At 45.1% G+C, this 21,211-nt stretch carries 18 protein-coding genes; 17 read left to right on the top strand and 1 reads right to left on the bottom strand.

The genetic code is table 11. The features are described from left to right. Positions 1 to 13: 13 nt before the first annotated feature. The 10 genes from ACIQCO_RS21895 to ACIQCO_RS21850 all read left to right on the top strand — a co-directional run bounded on the left by ACIQCO_RS21895 (position 14) and on the right by ACIQCO_RS21850 (position 14,539). Positions 14 to 1,057, top strand: a complete 1,044-nt coding sequence (locus ACIQCO_RS21895; protein WP_400432614.1) for an L-threonylcarbamoyladenylate synthase — start codon at positions 14 to 16, stop codon at positions 1,055 to 1,057. 257 nt (positions 1,058 to 1,314) lie between these two features. Next, positions 1,315 to 1,872 (top strand): manganese efflux pump MntP, encoded by a 558-nt coding sequence (locus tag ACIQCO_RS21890; RefSeq protein WP_400432611.1) that lies wholly within the window; start codon positions 1,315 to 1,317, stop codon positions 1,870 to 1,872. 216 nt (positions 1,873 to 2,088) lie between these two features. Then, positions 2,089 to 3,570: a C39 family peptidase gene (locus ACIQCO_RS21885; protein ID WP_400432608.1), complete on the top strand. Its 1,482-nt coding sequence runs from the start codon at positions 2,089 to 2,091 to the stop codon at positions 3,568 to 3,570. 81 nt (positions 3,571 to 3,651) lie between these two features. Beyond that, complete coding sequence (locus ACIQCO_RS21880) at positions 3,652 to 4,092, top strand: low molecular weight protein arginine phosphatase (RefSeq protein ID WP_400432605.1); 441 nt, start codon at positions 3,652 to 3,654, stop codon at positions 4,090 to 4,092. Positions 4,093 to 4,279: 187 nt separating this feature from the next. Further along, complete coding sequence (gene rpiB, locus ACIQCO_RS21875) at positions 4,280 to 4,726, top strand: ribose 5-phosphate isomerase B (protein WP_400432602.1); 447 nt, start codon at positions 4,280 to 4,282, stop codon at positions 4,724 to 4,726. 75 nt (positions 4,727 to 4,801) lie between these two features. After that, positions 4,802 to 5,371, top strand: a complete 570-nt coding sequence (locus ACIQCO_RS21870) for a TIGR01440 family protein (RefSeq protein ID WP_400432599.1) — start codon at positions 4,802 to 4,804, stop codon at positions 5,369 to 5,371. A gap of 217 nt (positions 5,372 to 5,588) precedes the next feature. Next, complete coding sequence (glyA, locus tag ACIQCO_RS21865) at positions 5,589 to 6,830, top strand: serine hydroxymethyltransferase (protein ID WP_400432596.1); 1,242 nt, start codon at positions 5,589 to 5,591, stop codon at positions 6,828 to 6,830. Positions 6,831 to 6,995: 165 nt separating this feature from the next. Beyond that, positions 6,996 to 8,861 (top strand): winged helix-turn-helix transcriptional regulator, encoded by a 1,866-nt coding sequence (locus ACIQCO_RS21860; protein ID WP_400432593.1) that lies wholly within the window; start codon positions 6,996 to 6,998, stop codon positions 8,859 to 8,861. A 163-nt stretch (positions 8,862 to 9,024) separates the two neighbouring features. Further along, positions 9,025 to 9,654: a uracil phosphoribosyltransferase gene (gene upp, locus ACIQCO_RS21855; protein ID WP_024030601.1), complete on the top strand. Its 630-nt coding sequence runs from the start codon at positions 9,025 to 9,027 to the stop codon at positions 9,652 to 9,654. 565 nt (positions 9,655 to 10,219) lie between these two features. Next, a complete protein-coding gene (locus tag ACIQCO_RS21850) occupies positions 10,220 to 14,539 on the top strand; it encodes a S8 family serine peptidase (protein WP_400432590.1) in 4,320 nt (1,439 codons plus the stop codon). A gap of 91 nt (positions 14,540 to 14,630) precedes the next feature. Here ACIQCO_RS21850 and ACIQCO_RS21845 read toward each other — a convergent pair whose 3' ends face one another. Continuing rightward, positions 14,631 to 14,759, bottom strand: a complete 129-nt coding sequence (locus ACIQCO_RS21845) for a hypothetical protein (RefSeq protein ID WP_400432588.1) — start codon at positions 14,757 to 14,759, stop codon at positions 14,631 to 14,633. Between the two features lie 140 nt (positions 14,760 to 14,899). Here ACIQCO_RS21845 and ACIQCO_RS21840 point away from each other — a divergent pair, with 140 nt between their 5' ends. The 7 genes from ACIQCO_RS21840 to ACIQCO_RS21810 all read left to right on the top strand — a co-directional run bounded on the left by ACIQCO_RS21840 (position 14,900) and on the right by ACIQCO_RS21810 (position 21,185). Beyond that, entirely contained in the window at positions 14,900 to 15,916 is a 1,017-nt protein-coding gene (locus tag ACIQCO_RS21840; protein ID WP_400432585.1) for a nuclease-related domain-containing protein, read from the top strand. Continuing rightward, positions 15,913 to 18,147: a S8 family serine peptidase gene (locus ACIQCO_RS21835; RefSeq protein ID WP_400432582.1), complete on the top strand. Its 2,235-nt coding sequence runs from the start codon at positions 15,913 to 15,915 to the stop codon at positions 18,145 to 18,147. The genes ACIQCO_RS21840 and ACIQCO_RS21835 overlap by 4 nt, the downstream gene beginning before the upstream one ends. A gap of 408 nt (positions 18,148 to 18,555) precedes the next feature. Continuing rightward, positions 18,556 to 18,927: an ATP synthase subunit I gene (locus tag ACIQCO_RS21830; RefSeq protein ID WP_034723623.1), complete on the top strand. Its 372-nt coding sequence runs from the start codon at positions 18,556 to 18,558 to the stop codon at positions 18,925 to 18,927. A 27-nt stretch (positions 18,928 to 18,954) separates the two neighbouring features. Continuing rightward, positions 18,955 to 19,668: a F0F1 ATP synthase subunit A gene (gene atpB / locus ACIQCO_RS21825; RefSeq protein WP_400432579.1), complete on the top strand. Its 714-nt coding sequence runs from the start codon at positions 18,955 to 18,957 to the stop codon at positions 19,666 to 19,668. Positions 19,669 to 19,735: 67 nt separating this feature from the next. Further along, the gene (gene atpE / locus ACIQCO_RS21820; RefSeq protein WP_066093867.1) at positions 19,736 to 19,948 is read left to right on the top strand and encodes a F0F1 ATP synthase subunit C; all 213 of its coding nucleotides are present in this window, start codon (positions 19,736 to 19,738) and stop codon (positions 19,946 to 19,948) included. Positions 19,949 to 20,127: 179 nt separating this feature from the next. Then, positions 20,128 to 20,652, top strand: coding sequence for a F0F1 ATP synthase subunit B (locus ACIQCO_RS21815; protein WP_400432575.1), 525 nt, complete (start codon positions 20,128 to 20,130; stop codon positions 20,650 to 20,652). Beyond that, positions 20,649 to 21,185, top strand: coding sequence for a F0F1 ATP synthase subunit delta (locus ACIQCO_RS21810; protein ID WP_400432572.1), 537 nt, complete (start codon positions 20,649 to 20,651; stop codon positions 21,183 to 21,185). The genes ACIQCO_RS21815 and ACIQCO_RS21810 overlap by 4 nt, the downstream gene beginning before the upstream one ends. The last annotated feature ends 26 nt before the right edge of the window (positions 21,186 to 21,211 follow it).

The following is a 21,211-nucleotide window of genomic DNA, read 5'->3' as shown; positions in this document are numbered from 1 at the left end:
AAGGTGGATAACAATGAACACAAAGGTTTGGAAAGTGGATAAGTATGTGGATAATTTAGAAAGTAATCCACATGTTGTGGATGCAGCCCATTTTTTACGAGAAAATGAAGTGGTGGCGCTCCCGACGGAAACGGTTTATGGACTCGGCGGTAACGCGGAGAGCGATGAAGCTGTTGCGAAGATTTTTGCGGCAAAGGGGAGGCCTGTGGATAATCCGTTAATTATTCACATTGCCGAAAAACAGCAGCTAAATACCTTTGTTACGGAGATTTCTGCCAAGGCGGAGGTGCTGATGGACAAGTTTTGGCCAGGACCGTTGACGATTATTTTTAAAAAGAAAGCCGGCGTTTTGTCAGAAAAGGCAACGGCCGGGCTCGAAACGGTTGCGGTTCGGATGCCGGATCACCCTGTTGCCCTGGCACTGCTGAAAAAATGCGGCCTGCCGATTGCCGCGCCAAGTGCCAACAGCTCGGGCAAACCGAGTCCGACGAAGGCGGAGCATGTAATCGATGATTTAGCCGGAAAAATTGCCGGCGTACTCGATGGCGGTTCGACAGGGGTCGGCGTCGAATCAACGGTTATCGATTGCACGGAGACCATCCCGGTCATCTTAAGGCCGGGCGGTGTCACGAAAGAAGCGCTCGAAGCTGTGATTGGCGAAGTCACGGTCGACGCAGCATTAACGGACCCGGGAGCAAAGCCGAAAGCACCCGGAATGAAATACCGCCATTACGCCCCTAACGCCCCGCTTATTATGGTGTCAGGCACCCGTGAATTTCTTCAGCATTTAGTAGAAGAAAAGCGGCAGGAAGGACTAAGGGTCGGGGTATTGACGACGGAGGAGCTTGAATCTGCCTATCAGGCGGATTATGTGCTGGCATGCGGCAGGAGGGCGGACCTTGAGACGGTTGCCGCTGCGCTTTATGAAACACTCCGCCGCTTTAACGAGCTTGATGTGGATATTATTTTTAGTGAAATGTTTCCGCAAACTGGAGTGGGCGATGCCATCATGAACCGCCTCCAGAAAGCCGCCGGGAATAAGATCATTACAGAATAAGCTAGTCTTAAGCCCCACTGGATAAAAACGCTTGTTTTTCTCCGTCTAGAATCTTCGTGGAATTAGCTAGTTTTAAGACGTGCGAGTTTTGACGCCAACAAGCAGGCTCATCTGATAAACACCAGCTCCTTCTAAGACGGGGGCTGGTGTTTTTTATCTGTGTGGGCAGCAAGCGTCCCCATTTCCCGAGAATTTCTTCTAAAACCAGTTGGACGTGCATATGCTTAGGTTAGTTAGTCCAAGGGGGCGAGGACGGAATGTCTGAATTGGTTGGCGAAATACTTACACTAGCAATAATGGCATTTGCACTGGGGATGGATGCCTTCTCGGTTGGGCTTGGCATGGGTATGTACAAACTGCCGCTGCGAAGGATTTTTAATATTGGCCTGATGATTGGCTTATTTCATGTGTGGATGCCGCTTGTTGGACTAATAGCCGGCAAATACCTATCAGAAAAGTTTGGTGTGTTTGCCACCTTTATTGGCGGATTGCTGTTAATCCTGTTAGGTCTGCAGATGGTGTGGTCGTCCTTGAAAAAAGGGGATGAGAAAGTCATTACGCCGGTTGGCTTTGGCTTATTGTTATTTGCCTTGAGTGTGAGCCTTGATAGTTTTTCCGTCGGTTTAACCTTGGGCATCTACGGCGCTAAAACCGTTATGGTTATCTTATGCTTTGGAATCGTTGCAACCGTGCAAACATGGGCCGGATTACTGCTCGGCAGAAAGGTGCAGGGCTGGATGGGGGCTTACAGTGAGGCGCTTGGCGGCGCGATTTTGCTCGGATTTGGCTTAAAGCTGCTGATTCCTTTTTGGTAACGGTTAAAGGTTTTGATTCCGTTCTGTTTTCAGTTAAAACTTCTGATTCTTTTTTGGTAAGGGTTAAAGCTTTTAATTCCGTTTTGGTTGCGGGTAAAGCCTTTGGATACCCATAAATGTTTCAATTTTCCAAAAACCCCTGTAAATATGATAGAATAGAAGCTGGTAAATTTTTCACCTAGCAATCTATTAAATCTAACAGGGGAGGAACTCAAGTTGCAGCGGAAATTATGGATCAAGCTTTGCCTTACATTACTGGTAATCTCTCAAGTTCTTTTTCCAAAACTAGCATTGGCAGATACAAATGTAAGGACAAGTGAACCAGCAGAAATTCAATTATTGGAAAAAGTAACAAGTCAAACGACAGTCATTAAAGGGAAGACATTCCCGAATGCCATTATTAAAGTGGAAAATAAACAGGGCCTGCTTAACACGGCACAAGCCGATTCGGATGGAATATTTGAAGCGGCCATAATGAAGCAGCCTGCAAATACGATTCTAAAAATTACCGTGGATGACGGGGCTGGAAGTACATATGCAATCGAAGTAACGGTGGCCGCTACTGGCTGGGTCATCAAGGATGGGCTATGGTATTACTATGGTCCGGATGGCGAAAAGCAAACGGGTTGGATTACCGATAACGGGAGCCGATACTATCTTGATCAAACCGGGGTCATGAAAACGGGCTGGTTACTCGATAAAGGCAAGTGGTATTTTTTCAAAAATAGCGGAGCAATGCTGACGGGCTGGCTTGCCAGCGGCGGTAAATGGTATTTCCTTGATAGCGCAGGGATGATGAAGACCGGCTGGGTGTTAGACGGCGGCAAATGGTATTATCTAGCTGGCTCGGGACAGATGAGAACTGGCTGGATAAAGGACGGGAACCGCTGGTATTATTTAGCTAGTAATGGTGCGATGAAAACCGGCTGGCTATCGAGCGGCGGTAAGTGGTACTATCTGACGGCTAGCGGCGCAATGGCGGTCGGCTGGGTGCTTGATGGCGGCAAATGGTACTATCTAAATTCAGATGGCGCGATGAAAACGGGCTGGATTCAAAGCGGAGGCGATTGGTATTACCTGGGCGGCAACGGTGCTGTGTCCTCAGTGCAGCTTAACGCTCCGCTTATCTCGCAAATGCCGGAGCTCCCGCGCGGCTGTGAAGTGACGTCGCTTGCGATGATGCTCCAAGATGCCGGTGTGAAGGCGAACAAAATGACGTTAGCATCCCAGGTGCGGCGGGATCCGACCCCGTATTCAACAAAGAATGGACAAATCTATTTCGGCAATCCGTATTCAGGTTTTGTCGGTGATATGTATAGCTTTTCGAAGCCTGGCCTTGGTGTTTACCACGGACCAATCGCCGAACTTGCGGAGAAATACCTGCCCAATCGGGTCGTCGATTTTAGCGGCAGCCGGTTTGAAGAGATTTATAAGCAGCTAAATAATGGCAAGCCAGTCTGGGTGATTGTAACCTCATGGTATGACACCGTCCCATCACAATATTGGCAGACGTGGAATACACCGACTGGCAAGATTTCCATTACCTATAAGGAACACAGCGTTCTCGTCACAGGCTATGACAGCCAATATATCTATTTCAACGACCCTTTGTCCGTAACAAAAAACCGCAAAGCCACAATCAGTGCCTTCAAACGCGGCTGGGAGCAAATGGGTAAACAAGCTATAACCTATCGTTAAATTGTTAAGGGTGTCAGGCACCATTTGTGACTTACTTGAAATTTTGGATATAATGATAATGAGGAAAGGGGGCAGGCTTTCATGAAGCGAATTTTGTTTGTCTGTACGGGAAATACATGCCGCAGTCCTATGGCGGAAGCAATTTTGAAAAATAAAAACATGGATGGCATCGAAGTCAGATCGGCAGGGATTTATGCCGCGAGCGGCAGTGAGGCGTCCGCGCATGCCAAAAAAGTGCTCGGCGACAACAAGATTTCACATCAGCATCGCTCAACCCCGCTGACCACGGCAGAAGTGGAATGGGCCGACCTGATTTTAACGATGACCGCCTCGCATAAAGCGTCCATCCTGCTGCAATATCCGCAAGCAAACGTCGAGGTTTTTACCTTAAAGGAATACAGCGGCGAACGATTCAATCCTGACGTCAGCGATCCCTACGGCGGGAGCCTCGCGACGTATCAAGAAACCTTTCGCGAGCTGGAGGAATTAATTAATAAAGTCATCGAACAATTAAAACCGTAATGCTTAACGGAAGCTCTCTACTTAAATGGGGAGCTTTTTGTTCTGATAAAGGCTCGGCCCCGCGCTCTTTTTTAATAGAGGGCTTTTATTTTATGAGTCCATCTCAAATTTGTATTAATCTTTATATTTTTAGGCCGGTATGTCAAAATTAAATGAAGACTAAAGAATGGTACAGGAGGATTTTTACATGAAAGTAGCACTGGCATCAGATCATGGCGGCATCCATATTCGCAAGGAAATCGCCAATTTAATGGATGAATTAAAAATTGACTATGTTGATTTTGGCTGTGATTGTGAAACATCGGTGGATTATCCGGATTATGCGCTCCCCGTCGCCGAAAAGGTGGCGAGCGGCGAATTCGACAGAGGGATTTTGATTTGTGGCACCGGTATTGGCATGAGTATTGCTGCCAACAAGGTGAAAGGAATCCGCTGTGCCTTAGTGCACGACACGTTTAGCGCCAAGGCAACTAGAGCTCATAATGATACAAACGTGCTCGCGATGGGTGAACGCGTGATTGGACCTGGTTTGGCGCGAGATATCGCGGAAATCTGGCTGACAGAGAAATTTGAGGGCGGACGACATGCGGGACGCGTCGGCAAAATCACTGAATATGAAGAAAAGAATCTCTAACTTTCTCTTCAATTGACTGGGCAAGAGAAAACCAACAAATTATCCGAGAATAGTCTTATCGAAAGGGCGTGTCCGATGATGATTCACGAATGGGAAAAAGAGTTGGAAGCGATTTTAACAGAATTCAAGGAGCAGGCCGCATTTAAGCCGGGGCAGCTGCTGGTGATCGGCTGCAGCACGAGCGAGGTCATCGGCGAACGAATCGGCACCTCGGGCACCATCGAAGTTGCCGAAATGATTTTTCGCGGGTTGAAAAAGCTTCAGGTGGAGCAAGGGATTCATCTTGCCTTTCAATGCTGCGAGCACTTAAACAGGGCGCTTGTTGTCGAGCGCAGAGCGGCTGAGCAGCGCGGGTTCGACGAGGTGTCCGTTATCCCTGTCCGCAAGGCGGGCGGGGCGATGGCGACGTATGCGTTTGAGCAAATGGATGATGCTGTTGTGGTGGAGTTCATCCAGGCGGATGCAGGGATCGATATCGGCCACACGTTGATTGGCATGCATTTGAAACATGTAGCCGTACCAATCCGCGTCAAGCAAAAAACTATCGGCCAAGCCTATGTAACCCTAGCTAAAGTACGCCCAAAACTGATTGGCGGCGCCAGAGCCGTCTATGAACGAAACAAAGAGAACTCAAGCTGTTCTTAAAAACGTCCGTGGTGTCAGGCACCAGGTCCAAGGCGCCGGGTCCAAGGAACCATAGCCAAACTATAGGGTGTCAGGCACCATTTCCCTTTTAATGGAAGATGGTGTCAGGCACCGAATTAAGTTTTTACATAAAAGAAAAACGTGCTAAAATGGAGAGGGAATTTTCAAATTGTTTGCGGTTTCACATAATATGTAATCGTGCTAAGGGGGATTTATCATGAAGCATTTGTCAGAAGCGGACGAGCAGGTTTTTCAAGCGATTCAGAAAGAATTAGGCCGTCAGCGCAGTAAAATTGAATTAATTGCCTCAGAAAACTTTGTCAGCGAAGCGGTTATGGAGGCACAGGGATCCGTTTTAACCAATAAATACGCAGAGGGCTATCCGGGACGCCGCTATTACGGCGGCTGTGAATATGTCGATGTGGTCGAGGACCTCGCCCGCGATCGTGCTAAAGAAATTTTCGGTGCGGAGTATGTGAACGTTCAGCCTCATTCAGGCGCACAAGCCAATATGGCCGTCTACTTTACTGTTCTTGAGCAGGGCGATACCGTTCTCGGCATGAACCTATCCCACGGAGGTCACTTAACACACGGCAGTCCCGTGAACTTCAGCGGTATTCAATATAACTTTGTTGAATATGGTGTCGATGAAACAACACACCGCATCAATTATGATGTTGTCCGTGAAAAAGCACTTGAGCACAAGCCAAAGATGATTGTTGCCGGTGCCAGCGCCTATCCACGCGCGATTGACTTTGCCAAATTCCGTGAGATTGCCGATGAAGTTGGCGCATATCTAATGGTCGATATGGCCCACATCGCCGGACTCGTTGCGGCAGGCCTGCATCAAAATCCGGTGCCGTATGCAGATTTCGTCACGACGACGACGCATAAAACGTTAAGAGGTCCACGCGGCGGGATGATTCTTTGCAAAGAGGAATATGGCAAGAAAATTGATAAATCGATTTTCCCTGGGATCCAAGGCGGTCCGCTGATGCATGTCATCGCCGCCAAAGCGGTTGCCTTTGGAGAAGCACTAGAGCCAAGCTTCAAAGAATACGCGGAGCACATTATTGCTAACGCCAAGCGCTTAGCGGAAAGTCTTGAAAAAGAAGGCCTAAAGCTTGTCTCCGGCGGAACCGATAACCATTTGCTGCTCGTTGATGTCCAGAACCTTGGCTTAACAGGCAAGGTGGCCGAAAAGGTACTTGATGAAATCGGCATCACGGTTAACAAAAACACGATTCCATTCGATCCGCAAAGCCCGTTTGTTACAAGCGGTATCCGCATTGGTACAGCTGCCGTCACAAGCCGCGGCTTCGGTCTAGAAGAAATGGACGAAATTGCCTCGATCATCGCCTACACCTTGAAGAACCATGAGGATGCAGCGAAGCTGGAAGAGGCGAGCAAACGCGTTGAAGCATTAACAAGCAACTTCACCCTTTATCCAGAATATTAATCATTACCCATCGGCCTTCACTTCGAAGGCCGATTTTTCGCTTCATCGGAGTCATCTCTTGAAAAAAATGTCGATTTATTTTTATAAAAAGCCATCGTTACTTCCCAAAATAATATGGTATGATTCTATTGTTCAAAAATTGAACAGATGGAGTTGAATCGCACTATGTACAAATTTCGTCTATTAGAACTGATTTCAAAGGAACCCGAAATTAGTCAACGAGCATTAGCAGATTTATGTAATCTTTCCATCGGGAAAGTAAATTATACATTAAATGATTTAGTTGAAGATGAGTACATCACGATTGAGAAATCGAGTAATAAACATAGCTACCTCATTACTGAATTAGGGATTGAGTTCTTGAAAAATGAAGTAGAGCAGCTTCATGAAACGAAAATCAAGCTGTACAGTAAGGAAAGGAAAACGGTAAAACAAGCAGTCATCCTCGCGGCCGGGGAAAAGTCAGAATTTGATTTACCTGCCTGCCTGCTTCCCATCAAGGATACGCCCCTTTTAGAGCGAAACATTGGGATTTTAGAGAATAACGGGATTGAAAAAATCATCATTGTTACCGGGTATCAAAAAGGGGCCTTTGCCGAAGCAGAATTTTTAAAAGGAAAAGGCAATCTGCACTTTGTTGAAAATCCACGGTATTTGTGGACAGGAAGTATGGCCTCACTTGCCACGGCGAATGACTTGATTACTGATGATTTCCTTCTGTTGGAAGATGATATTCTCATCGAGGAAACGGCGGTTTATGACCTGCTTAACCACCCTGAACGGGACTGCATCCTGGTGACAAAAGAAAGTGGATTGGGCGATGAGGCATTCATCGAAATTCAGAACAATCATCTGTATAAAATCTCCAAGGACATTCACCAGTTAAACCGGATTGACGGCGAGATGACGGGGATTACGAAGATTTCTTATGAAGTGTACATGGAAATGCTTCGTTTATTTGCGAACAATAAAAATCCATATGTAAATTACGAGTACTTACTCTTAGATGTATCTAGAAAAATAGAGATTGGTTTTTTAAAGATTCCTGATTTGATTTGGGCGGAAATTGATAGCTATCTGCATCATTTTAAAGTCGTTGATAACATCTACCCATCCCTCCAAAAGAAAGAAGCTGATTTTAAAGAAAGAGAGCTGAAGCAAGTCATTGCATCGGCTTTGAACATCAGCGTAGAAGAGGTGACCGCTGTCGAGGTGCTTGGCGGCTTAACGAATCGGAATTTTAAAGTCACGACCAGCACGGATCAATTGGCAGTGAGAATACCGGGAAAAGGAACCGAGCACTATATTAATCGCCTGGCAGAGAAGGTTAATTCGCAGATTACCAGCCGGCTTGGGATTAATCCCGATGTGATTTTCTTCGATGAACAAACGGGCTTGAAGATTGTCCGCTTTATCCCGGATGCGGAAACACTCAATCCGAAGACAGGCACACGGGAGGACAACCTTGTCAAGGTAGCGGAGATTTTTAATACTCTGCATACATCTGGGGAGACGTTCAGCACCCGATTTGATGTATTTGAAAAAATAACCGAATATGAAACGATTTTGTCCGCGTTAAATGGAAAGCTGTTCGATGGCCATGCCGAAGTGAAACAACAGGTACTCAAACTAGAGGCCTTCTATCAATCCTTACAGGTACAACTTGTTCCCTGCCATAATGACCCGCTGGCGGAGAACTTTGTCAAGAGCGGGGAAGAGCGGATGTACTTGATTGACTGGGAATTTTCCGGCATGAACGACCCGCTTTGGGATGTTGCCGGCTATATCATTGAGGCGGAACTGTCTCCTGCAGAGGAAAAGCTATTTTTGCTGGAATACTTCAACGGCGAGATCACCAGTGCCAACTTGCAGCTGCTGTTATTAAATAAGATTTTCCTGGATTTCCTCTGGACGATCTGGGCACTAATGAAGGAAGCTGGCGGCGAAGATTTTGGCTCCTACGCCTTAACAAGGTATACCCGTGCACAAAGCAATTTACAGCAATACCAAAATCAGTTTAAGGAAAATTAACGCAAAAGCTGTTGCTTAAAAAAGAACTAGATTTTGCATAAAACTTGCCGGCATTTGTCGGCAAGTTTTTTTTCGAGATACAGGCTACGAGTTGCTCATTGCAATTTATTTCTGTAAAATAGTACGGAGTGTTTGATTAATTTTACTAAAAGGGGCGATTATTGTGGCAAAGGTATACGTCTTCGACCATCCGCTTATCCAACACAAGCTTACGTACATACGGGATATTAATACGGGAACAAAGGAGTTCCGCGAGCTCGTCGACGAAGTGGCGACATTGATGGCGTTTGAAATCACAAGGGATATGCCGCTTGAGGATATTGAGATTGAGACACCGGTTTGCAAAACAAAATCAAAGGTGTTGTCAGGGAAAAAACTAGGGTTGGTTCCGATTTTACGTGCTGGAATTGGCATGGTGGACGGAATGTTGAAATGTATTCCAGCCGCGAAGGTGGGCCATGTCGGTTTATACCGCGACCCGGAAACATTAAAGCCAGTTGAATATTATGTGAAGCTTCCAAGTGACGTCGAAGAGCGCGACTTCATCGTCGTTGATCCAATGCTGGCTACAGGCGGCTCGGCGATTGATGCGATTTACGCCTTGAAAAAGCGCGGTGCGAAACATATCAAATTTATGTGCTTGATTGCCGCACCAGAAGGCGTCGAGGCCGTGAAAACGGAGCATCCGGACGTCGATATTTACATCGCCGCTTTGGATGAGAAATTGAACGACCACGGCTACATCGTGCCAGGCCTAGGCGATGCCGGCGACCGGTTGTTTGGGACGAAATAATTTCTATTTAAAAAAAGTCGAGTCTACTCGGCTTTTTTTTGTGTTTATTTTTCCAATAAATGTCTAATTAGCCAAAACCCCTTGAAAAATAGCCATAACGCTCTGAAAAGTAGCCAAAACCATCAAAAAAATAGCCAAAACAGGTTAAAAAGTAGCCAAAACCCCAAGGAAAGTAGCCAAAACCTTTTTCATGACAAAAAACAGACCATCTAAACGAGAAAGTCCCCTAAAAAATCTCTCCATATAAAATAATATTCCGATTAAGGTCTCCTTTAAAATAAAATTCCATCAAGACCACAGATCGAAAAAAAGATATTTCACTAAAACTCCAAACCAAAAAGAAAATAATTTCCAATTTGTCGAAAAAAAGTTGTTTCTGAATATTTTCCTCTTTATACCAATGTATTTATAATTCTGAAAATGTCGAAAAATATTTATCTTTTAAATTTAAAAATTATATTGACCAAATTTACAAAAAATATTAAGATAAAGTTTACCTATTTTGATTTTTCGAATAATTATTTCAAATCAAAATTTGATAGACATATAGGGGGGAAAGGCTTTCATGAAGAAAAAAACACAGAAAAAGGCGGCTTCATATGCGCTCGCGTCTGCTCTAGTACTTTCTAATCTAGGGTTTGCCGCATCCGCGTCTGCTGAAAGCACGCCAGAAAATGATTTTGCCGCAAAGGTAAAACAGCTGCAGGACCTGGCAAGTAAGGATCTGAAAACAATCGATTCTGGGGATATTAAGACAAGCGCAAGCTTAAATCCATCGGATAAGGTCCGCGTGATCGTCGAGGTAGACGGACAAACACCGGTCGAATTCGCGACACAAGAGGGGAAATTATACAAAGATTTAGCTGAGAGTAAAAAGAGTTCACTAGCTTCAACACTAGTAAAACAGCAAAATAGTGTAAAAGACAAGATTTCCGCCAAAGGCGTGAAAGTAAACTATAAAAAGACCTTTACCACTGCGTTTAACGGCTTCAGCGGTGATGTTCAGTTCGGTGAAATCGCCAAAATTGAGGCCATTGCTGGTGTCAAAAATGTTTATATCGCCAACGAGTACAACCGTCCAGAAGAAACACCGGAAATGAAAACTAGCCACTCGTTTATCCAATCGCAAACCACTTGGGCCGATGCGAAACTGAAAGGTGAAGGCATGGTAGTCGCTGTCATTGACTCAGGTGTCGACCCGTCCCACCGCGACTTTAAGGTAACGGATCCTGCGAAGGAAGCATTATCAAAAGAAAAGGTTAGCAAATTTGTGAGCGAAGCCGGCTTAAAGGGTAAATTTTTCACAGATAAAGTACCATATGGCTATAATTACTTTGATGAAAATAGTACCATCCTTGATTTAGTGCCAGGTGGCTCGAATCACGGGATGCACGTTGCCGGAACGGTCGCGGCTAACGGTGATGAATCAAAGGGCGGAATTAAAGGGGTAGCACCTGAAGCACAAGTTCTTGGCATGAAGGTGTTCAGTAATGATCCAAACTATGCTTCGACTTCTTCCGATATCTATCTTGCAGCGATTGATGACGCCATCAAGCTTGGTGCAGATGTATTGAACATGAGCTTAGGTTCAGTAGCATCTTTCTATGATGAAAGAAGCGCAGAAGATTTAGCGATCACTCGTGCCGTTGATAACGGAATCGTTAGTTCCGTTTCGGCTGGTAACTCCGGACATATTGCGTACGGTTATGCAGCAAATCCAAATCCATATGCAAGTAACCCAGATATTGGGGTTGTTGGGGCGCCTGGTCTAAATGCCGACACGATTCAAGTGGCTGCAGCAGGTAATGTGAGCTACCTTTACCAGCATGGCATCACCGTTGACGGTGCAGCAGGCTTCGCGGCAACAGGTTTTGGTATTGATGATTGGACCGACCTTGCGAAAAATAATACATTACAACTAGTAAGCCTTGGCGGTAAGCTTGGAGCTCCAGCGGACTATGCCGGACTTGATGTCAAAGGTAAAATTGTTGTTATGCCGCGTGGAGATTTAGCGTTTGCGGATAAAACGAAAAATGCTGCAGCAGCAGGAGCAGCCGGTATCATTGTCTATAACAGTGATAACCCAGTATTCTTTGAAAACCAAGGCGGCTGGCAAGTTCCGTTTATGAAGATTCAAAGACAGCAGGGACTTGAGCTTGAAGCTGCAATCAAAGCGGGTAACACAACGCTTCGCGTGACACAAACAAAGAAAACAGATGATCCTGAAATGGGCCGGATGACAGACTTCACTTCATGGGGTGTGACACCAAACCTTGATTTCAAACCAGAAATCACGGCTCCAGGCGGAAAAATTTACTCAACAATTAATAATAATCAATATGAAGTGATGAGCGGTACGTCAATGGCAGCGCCGCACGTTGCTGGCGGAAGTGCGCTTGTCCAGCAATACTTGAAGAAGGATGCTCGTTTCAAGGCGTTAACAGCTGGCGAACGGACCCACTTTGCAAAAGTTCTATTAATGAACACATCCAGCAAAATTGTTGATTTGAATGGCCAGCCATTCTCGCCGCGCCGTCAAGGTGCAGGGATGATGCAAACTTTCAACGCGGTTTCAACACCTGTTGTTGTTGTTGAAAAATCAAGCAACGAAGGCAAAGTCGCGTTAAAAGATTTCACAAGCAAACAATTCACGATGAACTTTACTGCAAAGAACATTTCGGATAAAGCGGTAACGTACGCTGTGAATACCGACGTTTTAACGGACACAGTTAAGCAAACGACTGGTAAACCAGATACGAATGCGTTAATTGCCGGCAACATGGATGGTGCGGTAGTCGATGCGCCAAAAACGTTAACAGTGCCAGCCGGAAAATCGGTTGATTTTTCCGTAAAGGTTGATTTAACGAATGCAAAAATCCCTGGTCTTGATAATGCCGGTAAGAAAGTTGCCTTAGACCTGAAAGAGGATATTTTCGTTGAAGGTTTCGTTACACTTACTGATACGAACAATAAATTAGAAGCAACACTAAATGTTCCATATGTGGGTTTCTATGGTAAATGGGATCGCCCTAGCATTCTTGACGGGTTTAAAGAGCTTGGAGAAACAAAATTCTTCAACCACGGCTTGAATGAAATGCAAACTGGTTCAAATACACCGGTTGCTCTAGTTCCGGAAAAGCAATACTACCCAGTTTCACCAAATGGCGATGGGAAAAATGATAACATTTACCCGCGTCCAACATTCTTGCGGAATGCAAGTGAGGTTCAATTCAATGTTCTTGATAAAGATGGAAAGTTGCTTCGCCGTGTTGCATTGGAGAAGGATGTAAGAAAGAGCTACTTTAACTCTGGTAATTCAGGGTCCAGTACGTTTAACCTCAAAGCAAGCCGTGCTTGGGATGGTACGGTTAATTCTAAGAAGGTAGAAGACGGCCTGTACTACTACGAAATTAAATCTGTTGTGAATTACAAGGGTGCTGAGTATCAAACGAAGAAAATCCCAGTTTATGTCGATACAACAGCCCCAAAGGTGAAAGCAGCCTACGATAATGATGCATCAACCGTTAACTGGACAACAGATGAGCAAGGCGTTGGCGTGATGAACTACGCGATCTATGTTGATGGAAAATTAGTAACAGATAAAGTAAGCGGCACGGCAACAAGCTATAAGTTTGAAACTCCGCTGGCAGCAAAAACGTCTGTTGAAGTATTTGCGATTGATTATGCTTACAATGTTGGCGGTTCGAAAACAGCAGCAGGTGACAAAGCACTTCCGCTTGTGTACATGTCGGCACCTTCAGCAGGTGGAACGTACAGATCACTTGAGGTTCCAGTTTCAGGTTATGCAACCGATGACCTTGGGGTAGAAAAAGTACAAGTTGACGGTAAAGATGTAGCACTTACTTACGATGAAGCGAAAAAGCAATACAAATTCTCAACAACGGTTAAGTTTGAAAAAGACGGCAAGTATAAGATTCCGATTACGGTAACGGACATTGCGGGCAAAGAGTACGGCATTTCCCGAATTGTCTATGTTGATACAACTCCAGGTGAAATTGTTGTCGATGCACCTGAAAAAGTGGGCTATGATGTTGATCAAGCTACGGTGAAGTTACAATTAAAAGATAACTTCAACTATTTATCTTTATATGTTGGCTCGGACCAAGTATTTGTTCAACCATACAAGAGCCCAGTGGATGTAATGACTCCTGCTGGTACTCCGTATGAGTTTACGGTTGACTTGAAGCATGGCGAAAACAAAGTAAGCCTTCGTCTCCTTGATTGGGGCGGAAATGAAACGAAGAAAGATGTCACGATCTTCCGTGCGGAAGTGAAGGATCAAGATCCGGTACCAAATCCAGATCCGAAGCCAGATCCAGATCCGGATCCGAAACCAGATCCAAAACCGGATCCAAAACCGGATCCAAAACCAGAACCAGTGGTGAAAAATGGCTGGAAATTGGAAGGAAACACATGGTTCTACTACACGAAAGATGTGAAGAAGACTGGCTGGTTGCTTGACGGCAACAAATGGTATTACCTGAATAAAAATGGTGCAATGCAAACAGGCTGGGTACAAGATGGCGGTAAATGGTACCTGCTTAATAAATCCGGCGCAATGCAAACGGGCTGGGCGCAAGTAGGCGGCAAATGGTACTTGCTTGGTAAATCTGGTGCCATGCAAACAGGCTGGGCACTTGATGGCGGCAAATGGTACTTCTTAAACAACAGCGGTGCGATGCTGACAGGCTGGGTGAAAACTGGCGGCGAGTGGTACCACTTAAGCAATAGCGGTGCGATGAACACAGGCTGGAAACTCATCAACGGTAAATGGTATTACCTAAATCCGAAGTCTGGAAAAATGGCCTACAGCACAACAGTTGACGGTTATAAACTAGGTTCTGATGGAGCTTGGATTAAGTAAGTTTATGTGGGAAGGCGGACAGAGAGATGTCCGCCTTTTTGTTTTGGGTAAAACGGGTGGGTTTTTTGAGGGTTAATTTTCCAGATAATGTCTAATTAGCCAAAACCCATTGAAAAATAGCCAAAACCCCTCGAAAAGTAGCCATAACCATCAAAAAAATAGCCAAAACCCGATAAAAAGTAGCCAATACCACAAGAAAAATAGCCAAAACTTTTTCCAAGCAAAATACCCCCCTGAAATTTTTGACCTTTTTGTGAAAACTAGATAAAAATTCGTCAAAACCATCCAAAATTCGCAGGAATTCCTCATCAAGAATCGAATAGTATGAATGAATTTACTAAATAGAGGTGATTTTAGCAAATGATTAAACTGGATTTAGCAGTTTCTATTGAAATTCATCAGTGTATTGCGATCTTAAGCAGGATGTCAAAACTAGATCCCTTAAGACCAATGATTGAGAGGGAATTAAAATGGCGCTTAAAAGGCTATTACGGTGAAAAAGAAACACGTTTCTATCTTTCGTTCTTACCGGACGAGAAGTATTACATTTTCCATGGTTTGCGGCTTCATGATAAGAAGGCATTTCAAATGGATTTGCTCATACTCTCAAAGTACTTCGTGCTGATTGCTGAAATTAAAAATATTTCTGGTACATTACGCTTTAAAAAAGGCTCCAATCAGGTCATGAAAGAGTATCAGGGTAAGGAAGAAGGAATTTCAAATCCAATTCAACAAGTAAAAAGGCACCATGTTCAGTTTCGTAATTGGCTCCGCAAAAAACACATAAAAAATTTACCAATTGAGTCAATTGCTCTGATTAGCAAAACCTCAACCATTATTGAAACAGCTCCAGATAATATACAAATTTATGACCACTTGATTTTTGGAGAGTCACTTCTTGATAAGATAAACGAACTTGAAATGAAATATCAAACTCCCCAGTTAAGCAAAAAGAAGCTAGATGATCTATCAGAGCGCCTGTTAGCTGAGCACACGATTGCAATCCCTGATATTCTCCGTCATCACAATATCTCACCTAATCAGATTCCAACTGGCGTATGCTGCCCAAAATGTAATAAACTTCCGATGATTTATCGTTCAGCTAATTGGCAATGTCCGAGCTGCGATTTTCTTTCAAAAACGGCCCATTTAACAGCGGTGGATGACTTTTTTCTTCTCTTAAGCCCGACGATGACTAGAAAGCAGTTCAAGGATTTCTTACATATTGATTCAGATGCTGTGGCGAAAAATCTCCTCCATTCACTCAATCTGCCGTCAACCGGCACAAAGCGAGGAACCAAATACCATCTCCCAAAAAACCGCATACTTTCCCCACTCGATGAAAACGATATTAGAAAAGGGGAATTTTTCAAATGAAATTACTGCTCGCTTTAATCCTGGCCTTTCAAGCTCCACGAACACTCATCCATCCGCCGATTCCCAAACCCACCGAGGAGACAATCGCGATTGTTCTCTTAGAAAAACCGCATAGCGAGCAGGAAATCAACGAGCTCATCCGCCCGTTTAGGGATGTCAAGCTCCGCCGAGTTTTCCGCGAGGCGATTACCGGATTTTCTGTCCAAGGGAAGCCGCAGGCAATCGAACGGCTTGCCAGAAATAAACAAATCCTCAATATCTCACCCGTCACCCATTATCAAGTCCAAACCGAGGAAAGTGTCAAAATCATTGGCGGCGATGCAGTCCGCAGTATTTTTGATCAAAAAAATCAGCGCCTGACCGGAAAGGGCGTGACGGTTGGGGTTATCGATACCGGCGTCGATTACACCCATCCGGACTTGAAGAAAAACTACGGCGGCGGCCATGACCTCGTCGACAATGACCAGGATCCAATGGAAACTCGGGGCCTTGGGCAGGCGACCATCCACGGCACACATGTCGCCGGCATCATTGCGGCTAATGGAAAAATAAGAGGCGTCTCCCCCGAGGCGAAAATTGTTGCCTACCGGGCGCTTGGACCGGGCGGCGGCGGAACAACCGAGCAGGTGCTGGCAGCGATTGAGCAGGCCATCAAAGATAAAGTCGATATTATTAACCTTTCGCTCGGAAACGATATCAACGGCCCCGACCTGCCGATTAGTCTTGCCCTCAACCGCGCCGTTGATAAAGGGATTGTCGCGGTGGCGGCGTCGGGCAATTCCGGACCGAATGTCTGGACGGTCGGTTCCCCGGGGACTGCCTCAAAAGCGATTTCTGTCGGGGCCTCGACGCCGACGATGGAGATACCATCTCTATTAATAGAAGGAAGCCGGAATCGATTGCGGATTCAGCCAATGGAAGGATCGGCCAACTGGAAGCTTGACCGCTCGCTCGACATTGTCGATGGCGGGCTCGGAAGGAAAAGTGAATTGAAACAGACGCAGGGGAAGCTAGTCCTAATGAAAAGGGGAACATTAACTTTTTCGGAAAAGGCGGAAAACGCCCGTCAAGCGGGGGCGTCAGCTGTGCTCATCTTCAATAATATGAGCGGGGGCTTCAAGGGTAACCTCGATACACAGAGTAGCATCCCTGTCGGATCACTCTCGAAGGGTGACGGAGTTATTTTACAAAAAAAAATTAAGCAGGGGCTGTCGGCACGGGTCTTGGTCTCGCAAGAACGGGACCAGCTTGCTGATTTCAGCTCAAGGGGGCCGGTGACGGGGACATGGGAAATTAAGCCGGACATTGTCGCGCCCGGGGTGGCGATTAATTCGACGGTTCCAGGCGGCTACTTGAGCCTGCAGGGGACGAGTATGGCGGCGCCGCACGTTGCCGGGGCCTGCGCATTGATTAAGCAGGCGCATCCGGACTGGACGCCGGAGCAAATCAAGGCGGCGTTGATGAATACGGCGAAACCGCTGGTGAAAACGGGGGCTGATTCCGCCAAGGTGACCCATCCGCCGGCCACAAATGCCGGTGGCCGGTCCGCCTACTATCGCACCTTCGAACAAGGGGCAGGCAGAATTCAAGTGGATGAGGCGATTAAAACGGCATCGCTCGTCACGCCGAGCAGTATCCAATTTGGGAAATTCAGTGATGAGGGTGATCGTCATAAGGCCGTTTTACATGTGGAAAATACGAGTGAGCGAAAGGCAAGCTATTCATTTCAGATTCCGAACCGTGTGGAAGGACTGAGCTGGAGGTTCCCTCTCTCCTTCACCTTAGAGCCGCACCAAGCAAAGGATGTTACGCTTGAGCTGCAGGTTGACCCGCAGATTTTTAAAGGGAAAATCCATGATGGCTTCCTCAGCTTGCAGGCTGGGGCGAGGACGATTCAAATTCCTTATTTGTATGTGCTCGAGGAGCCGGGCTACCCAAGGGTGATGGGCTTTGATTTTGCGGAAGGGGATAAGCCGGGGCAGTACAGGTATGAGGTCTATTTGCCGGGCGGGGCGGAGGAGTTTGGGATTGCCTTGTTTAACCCTGAGGATTACCGGTTTATTGGCTTCTTGGATACGGCCGTGAATGTGAAAAAAGGGCTGATTAAGCAAGACATCCCAAGTGAGCAGCTGCCGGCTGACGGAACCTACCTCGTGAAGGTGTTTGCCAAGAAGGCGAACAAGGAGGATTTTATTGAACGGATGATTAAAATTGGCGAAAAAGTAGACTAGGCGGAGGTCCTAGTCTACTTATTTTTGTGAACAAAATGTTCACAAAATCGACACAATTTAGCCATAAAACGTTAAGAATTTACAATACAATTATAGTATAAATAAGAAAATAATATTGGAAGAAATTACGGGGGTGGGTTGTGGAATAATTCACGTAAACTCATTGACATTGAAAGTTGCCTATTGTATGCTTACAAAGGGTGTAAAATGACAGGGTTTTCATGAGGTTTTCATGAGGTTTTCATGAGTTTACCTGCTTTGAATACCACATTTTTTGTTATCCCAAAGTACCTTTAAGTCCGCTTCTTCGGTGCAGAGATAATTTTCTTAATAATCGGATTGTTCGTTGGACTTACGGCAGGCATTGATTCCGAATCCGTCATTTCTTTTCAGGAGATTAAACCAACCATGCCGGAATATCAATTAATATTTTCAAGACTGCGAAGATGGATGTTTCTTTTATTATCTATTTATGTACTCGGCTGGGGGTTCACGTCTTATCAACCCGTCTTTCTAGGATTGGTTTTTGGGACGAGTTTGAGCCTTTTTAATTTGTGGTTAATGGTCCGAAAGATGGACAAGTTTGGCGAGTCGATTCAACAGGGGAAAAAGGTACGGTCACTCGGGTCTTTTTCAAGGTTTGCGACGGCGGCGCTGGCCGTTATGGTTACGATGATGTATCCAGACCAGCTTCACCTCATCAGTGTGGTTATAGGGTTAATGACATCCTATATTGTCATTATGATAGATTTTTTTATTCACAGCATTAAAAATACATAAAAAAGCGGGGAAGCGAGGTGAATATTGTTGGAACACAAAGCTCCAATAGTAACATATTTTGGACTTAATTTTAATTTAGCTGACATGTTAATGATTACCATCGCAAGTGCAGTTGTCTTTTTAATTGCCGTTTTATCGACGCGTAAGCTGGCGATGAAGCCGACCGGCGTTCAGAATTTCATGGAATGGGTCATGGATTTCGTGAAGAACATCATTAACAGTACGATGGATTGGAAAACCGGCGGGCGATTTCATGTACTTGGAATTACCATGATGATGTATATCTTTGTCTCTAATATGCTTGGACTGCCATTTTCAATCGTCATCGATGATACACTTTGGTGGAAATCGCCGACTGCCGATCCAGGAATAACACTGACACTGGCGACTTTGGTGGTGGGATTATCCCATTTTTATGGAGTGAAAATGAGAGGGACAGCTGCCTACGGGAAAGAATTCTTTAAACCGTTTTGGTTCATGTTCCCAATCAAAATTATTGAAGAGTTTGCAAATACGCTGACTCTCGGTCTCCGTCTTTACGGAAACATTTACGCGGGTGAGATTTTACTAGGATTACTCGCAGGTGGTCTAGCACAATCCGGAAATTTCGGGTGGCTTTACGCAGCAGTACCAATGTTGGCGTGGCAGGGCTTCTCAGTCTTTGTCGGTGCCATTCAAGCATTTATTTTCACCATGTTAACAATGGTTTACTTGTCTCATAAGGTAAGTACCGACCATTAATATAACTGTTCAATTTTTTTGAACAAAAAATAAAATTATTTATACATTTTAAGGAGGAAAATTACAAATGGGTCTTATAGCAGCAGCAATTGCAATCGGTTTAGCAGCACTAGGTGCCGGTATCGGTAACGGTCTTATCGTATCTAAAACAGTTGAAGGTATCGCTCGTCAACCAGAAGCTCGCGGTATGCTTCAAACAACAATGTTCATCGGGGTTGCGTTAGTTGAGGCGATTCCTATCATCGCGGTTGTTATCGCGTTCATGGTTCAAGGTAAATAATCTAGGTTAACTCCGAGACCAATGGCGAAGATCAACTGAGAACCTTCGCCATTCGTTTATATCTGTATTCATCAGGTTAATAGTACAAACCCTGATATTAGTTTTTCGAAAAATGACGATTGAAAATGATGGTTTTTTGTATATATAAAGGAACAACTCTTGAAGGGAGTGAACCCGAGGTGTTTACAAGCAGTCTAGTATTAGGTGCAGCAGCACATACCGGAGTTAATTGGGGTACGATCCTTTTCCAATTAGTGATCTTTATCATCTTGATGTTATTGCTGAAGAAGTTCGCATGGGGCCCGTTAATGGGCATCATGAAAGAACGGGAAGAGCATGTCGCAAATGAAATTACATCAGCTGAAAAGAGCCGTAAAGAAGCTGCCGCGTTAGTAGAAGAACAAAGAAATATGTTAAAAGAAGCCCGCAGTGACGCTCAAAGTTTAATTGAAGCAGCGAAAAAGCAAGGCGATCTTCAGCGTGAAGAAATCATCTCCGCTTCCCGCGCAGAAGCTGAGCGCATTAAAGAAGCCGCTAAGTTAGAGATTGAGCAGCAAAAAGAAAAAGCAGTTGCCGCGATTCGCGCACAAGTGGCATCGTTGTCTGTCTTAATTGCTTCTAAAGTAATTGAGAAAGAATTGAGCGCAGCGGATCAAGACAAACTGATTAACGAATATATCCAAGAGGCAGGAGAAAAACGATGAGTAACTCCATGGTAGCAAAGCGCTACGCGTTGGCTCTTTTCCAAATTGCGAAAGAGACTCAAGCTCTTGGAGTAATAGAAGAAGACCTTCGTGCAGTGAAGGAAGTTGTCGGGTATCATCCTGAATTTAAAGCCGTATTAAAATCTTCGAAGCTTTCGATTGATAAGAAAAAAGAGATTTTATCGAATGCTTTTGCATCGGTAAATGTTTACGTACTCAATACACTGTTAATCTTAATTGACCGTCACCGCGAGGATGAAATCGCTGACGTGGCCAATGAGTTTATTGAGCTGGCGAACGATGCAATGGGTATCGCTGAGGCCGAAGTGCACAGTTACCGTGCCTTAACAGAGGCGGAGCGTGCTGCTGTATCTTCTGTTTTTGCCGCAAAAGTGGGCAAGAAATCGCTAAAAATTGAGAATATCGTAGATTCCAGCTTGCTTGGCGGTATCCGCCTTCGGATTGGAAATCGTATATATGACGGCTCATTGAGCGGTAAGCTCAGCCGTTTAGAACGTAAATTGTTAAGTTAAGATTTGAAAGATTAGGGGTGAAACTC

This window comes from Neobacillus sp. NPDC093127 (assembly GCF_044754175.1).
Lineage (GTDB): Bacteria > Bacillota > Bacilli > Bacillales > Cytobacillaceae > Neobacillus.
This window is presented reverse-complemented; position numbering and strand designations above follow the sequence as displayed.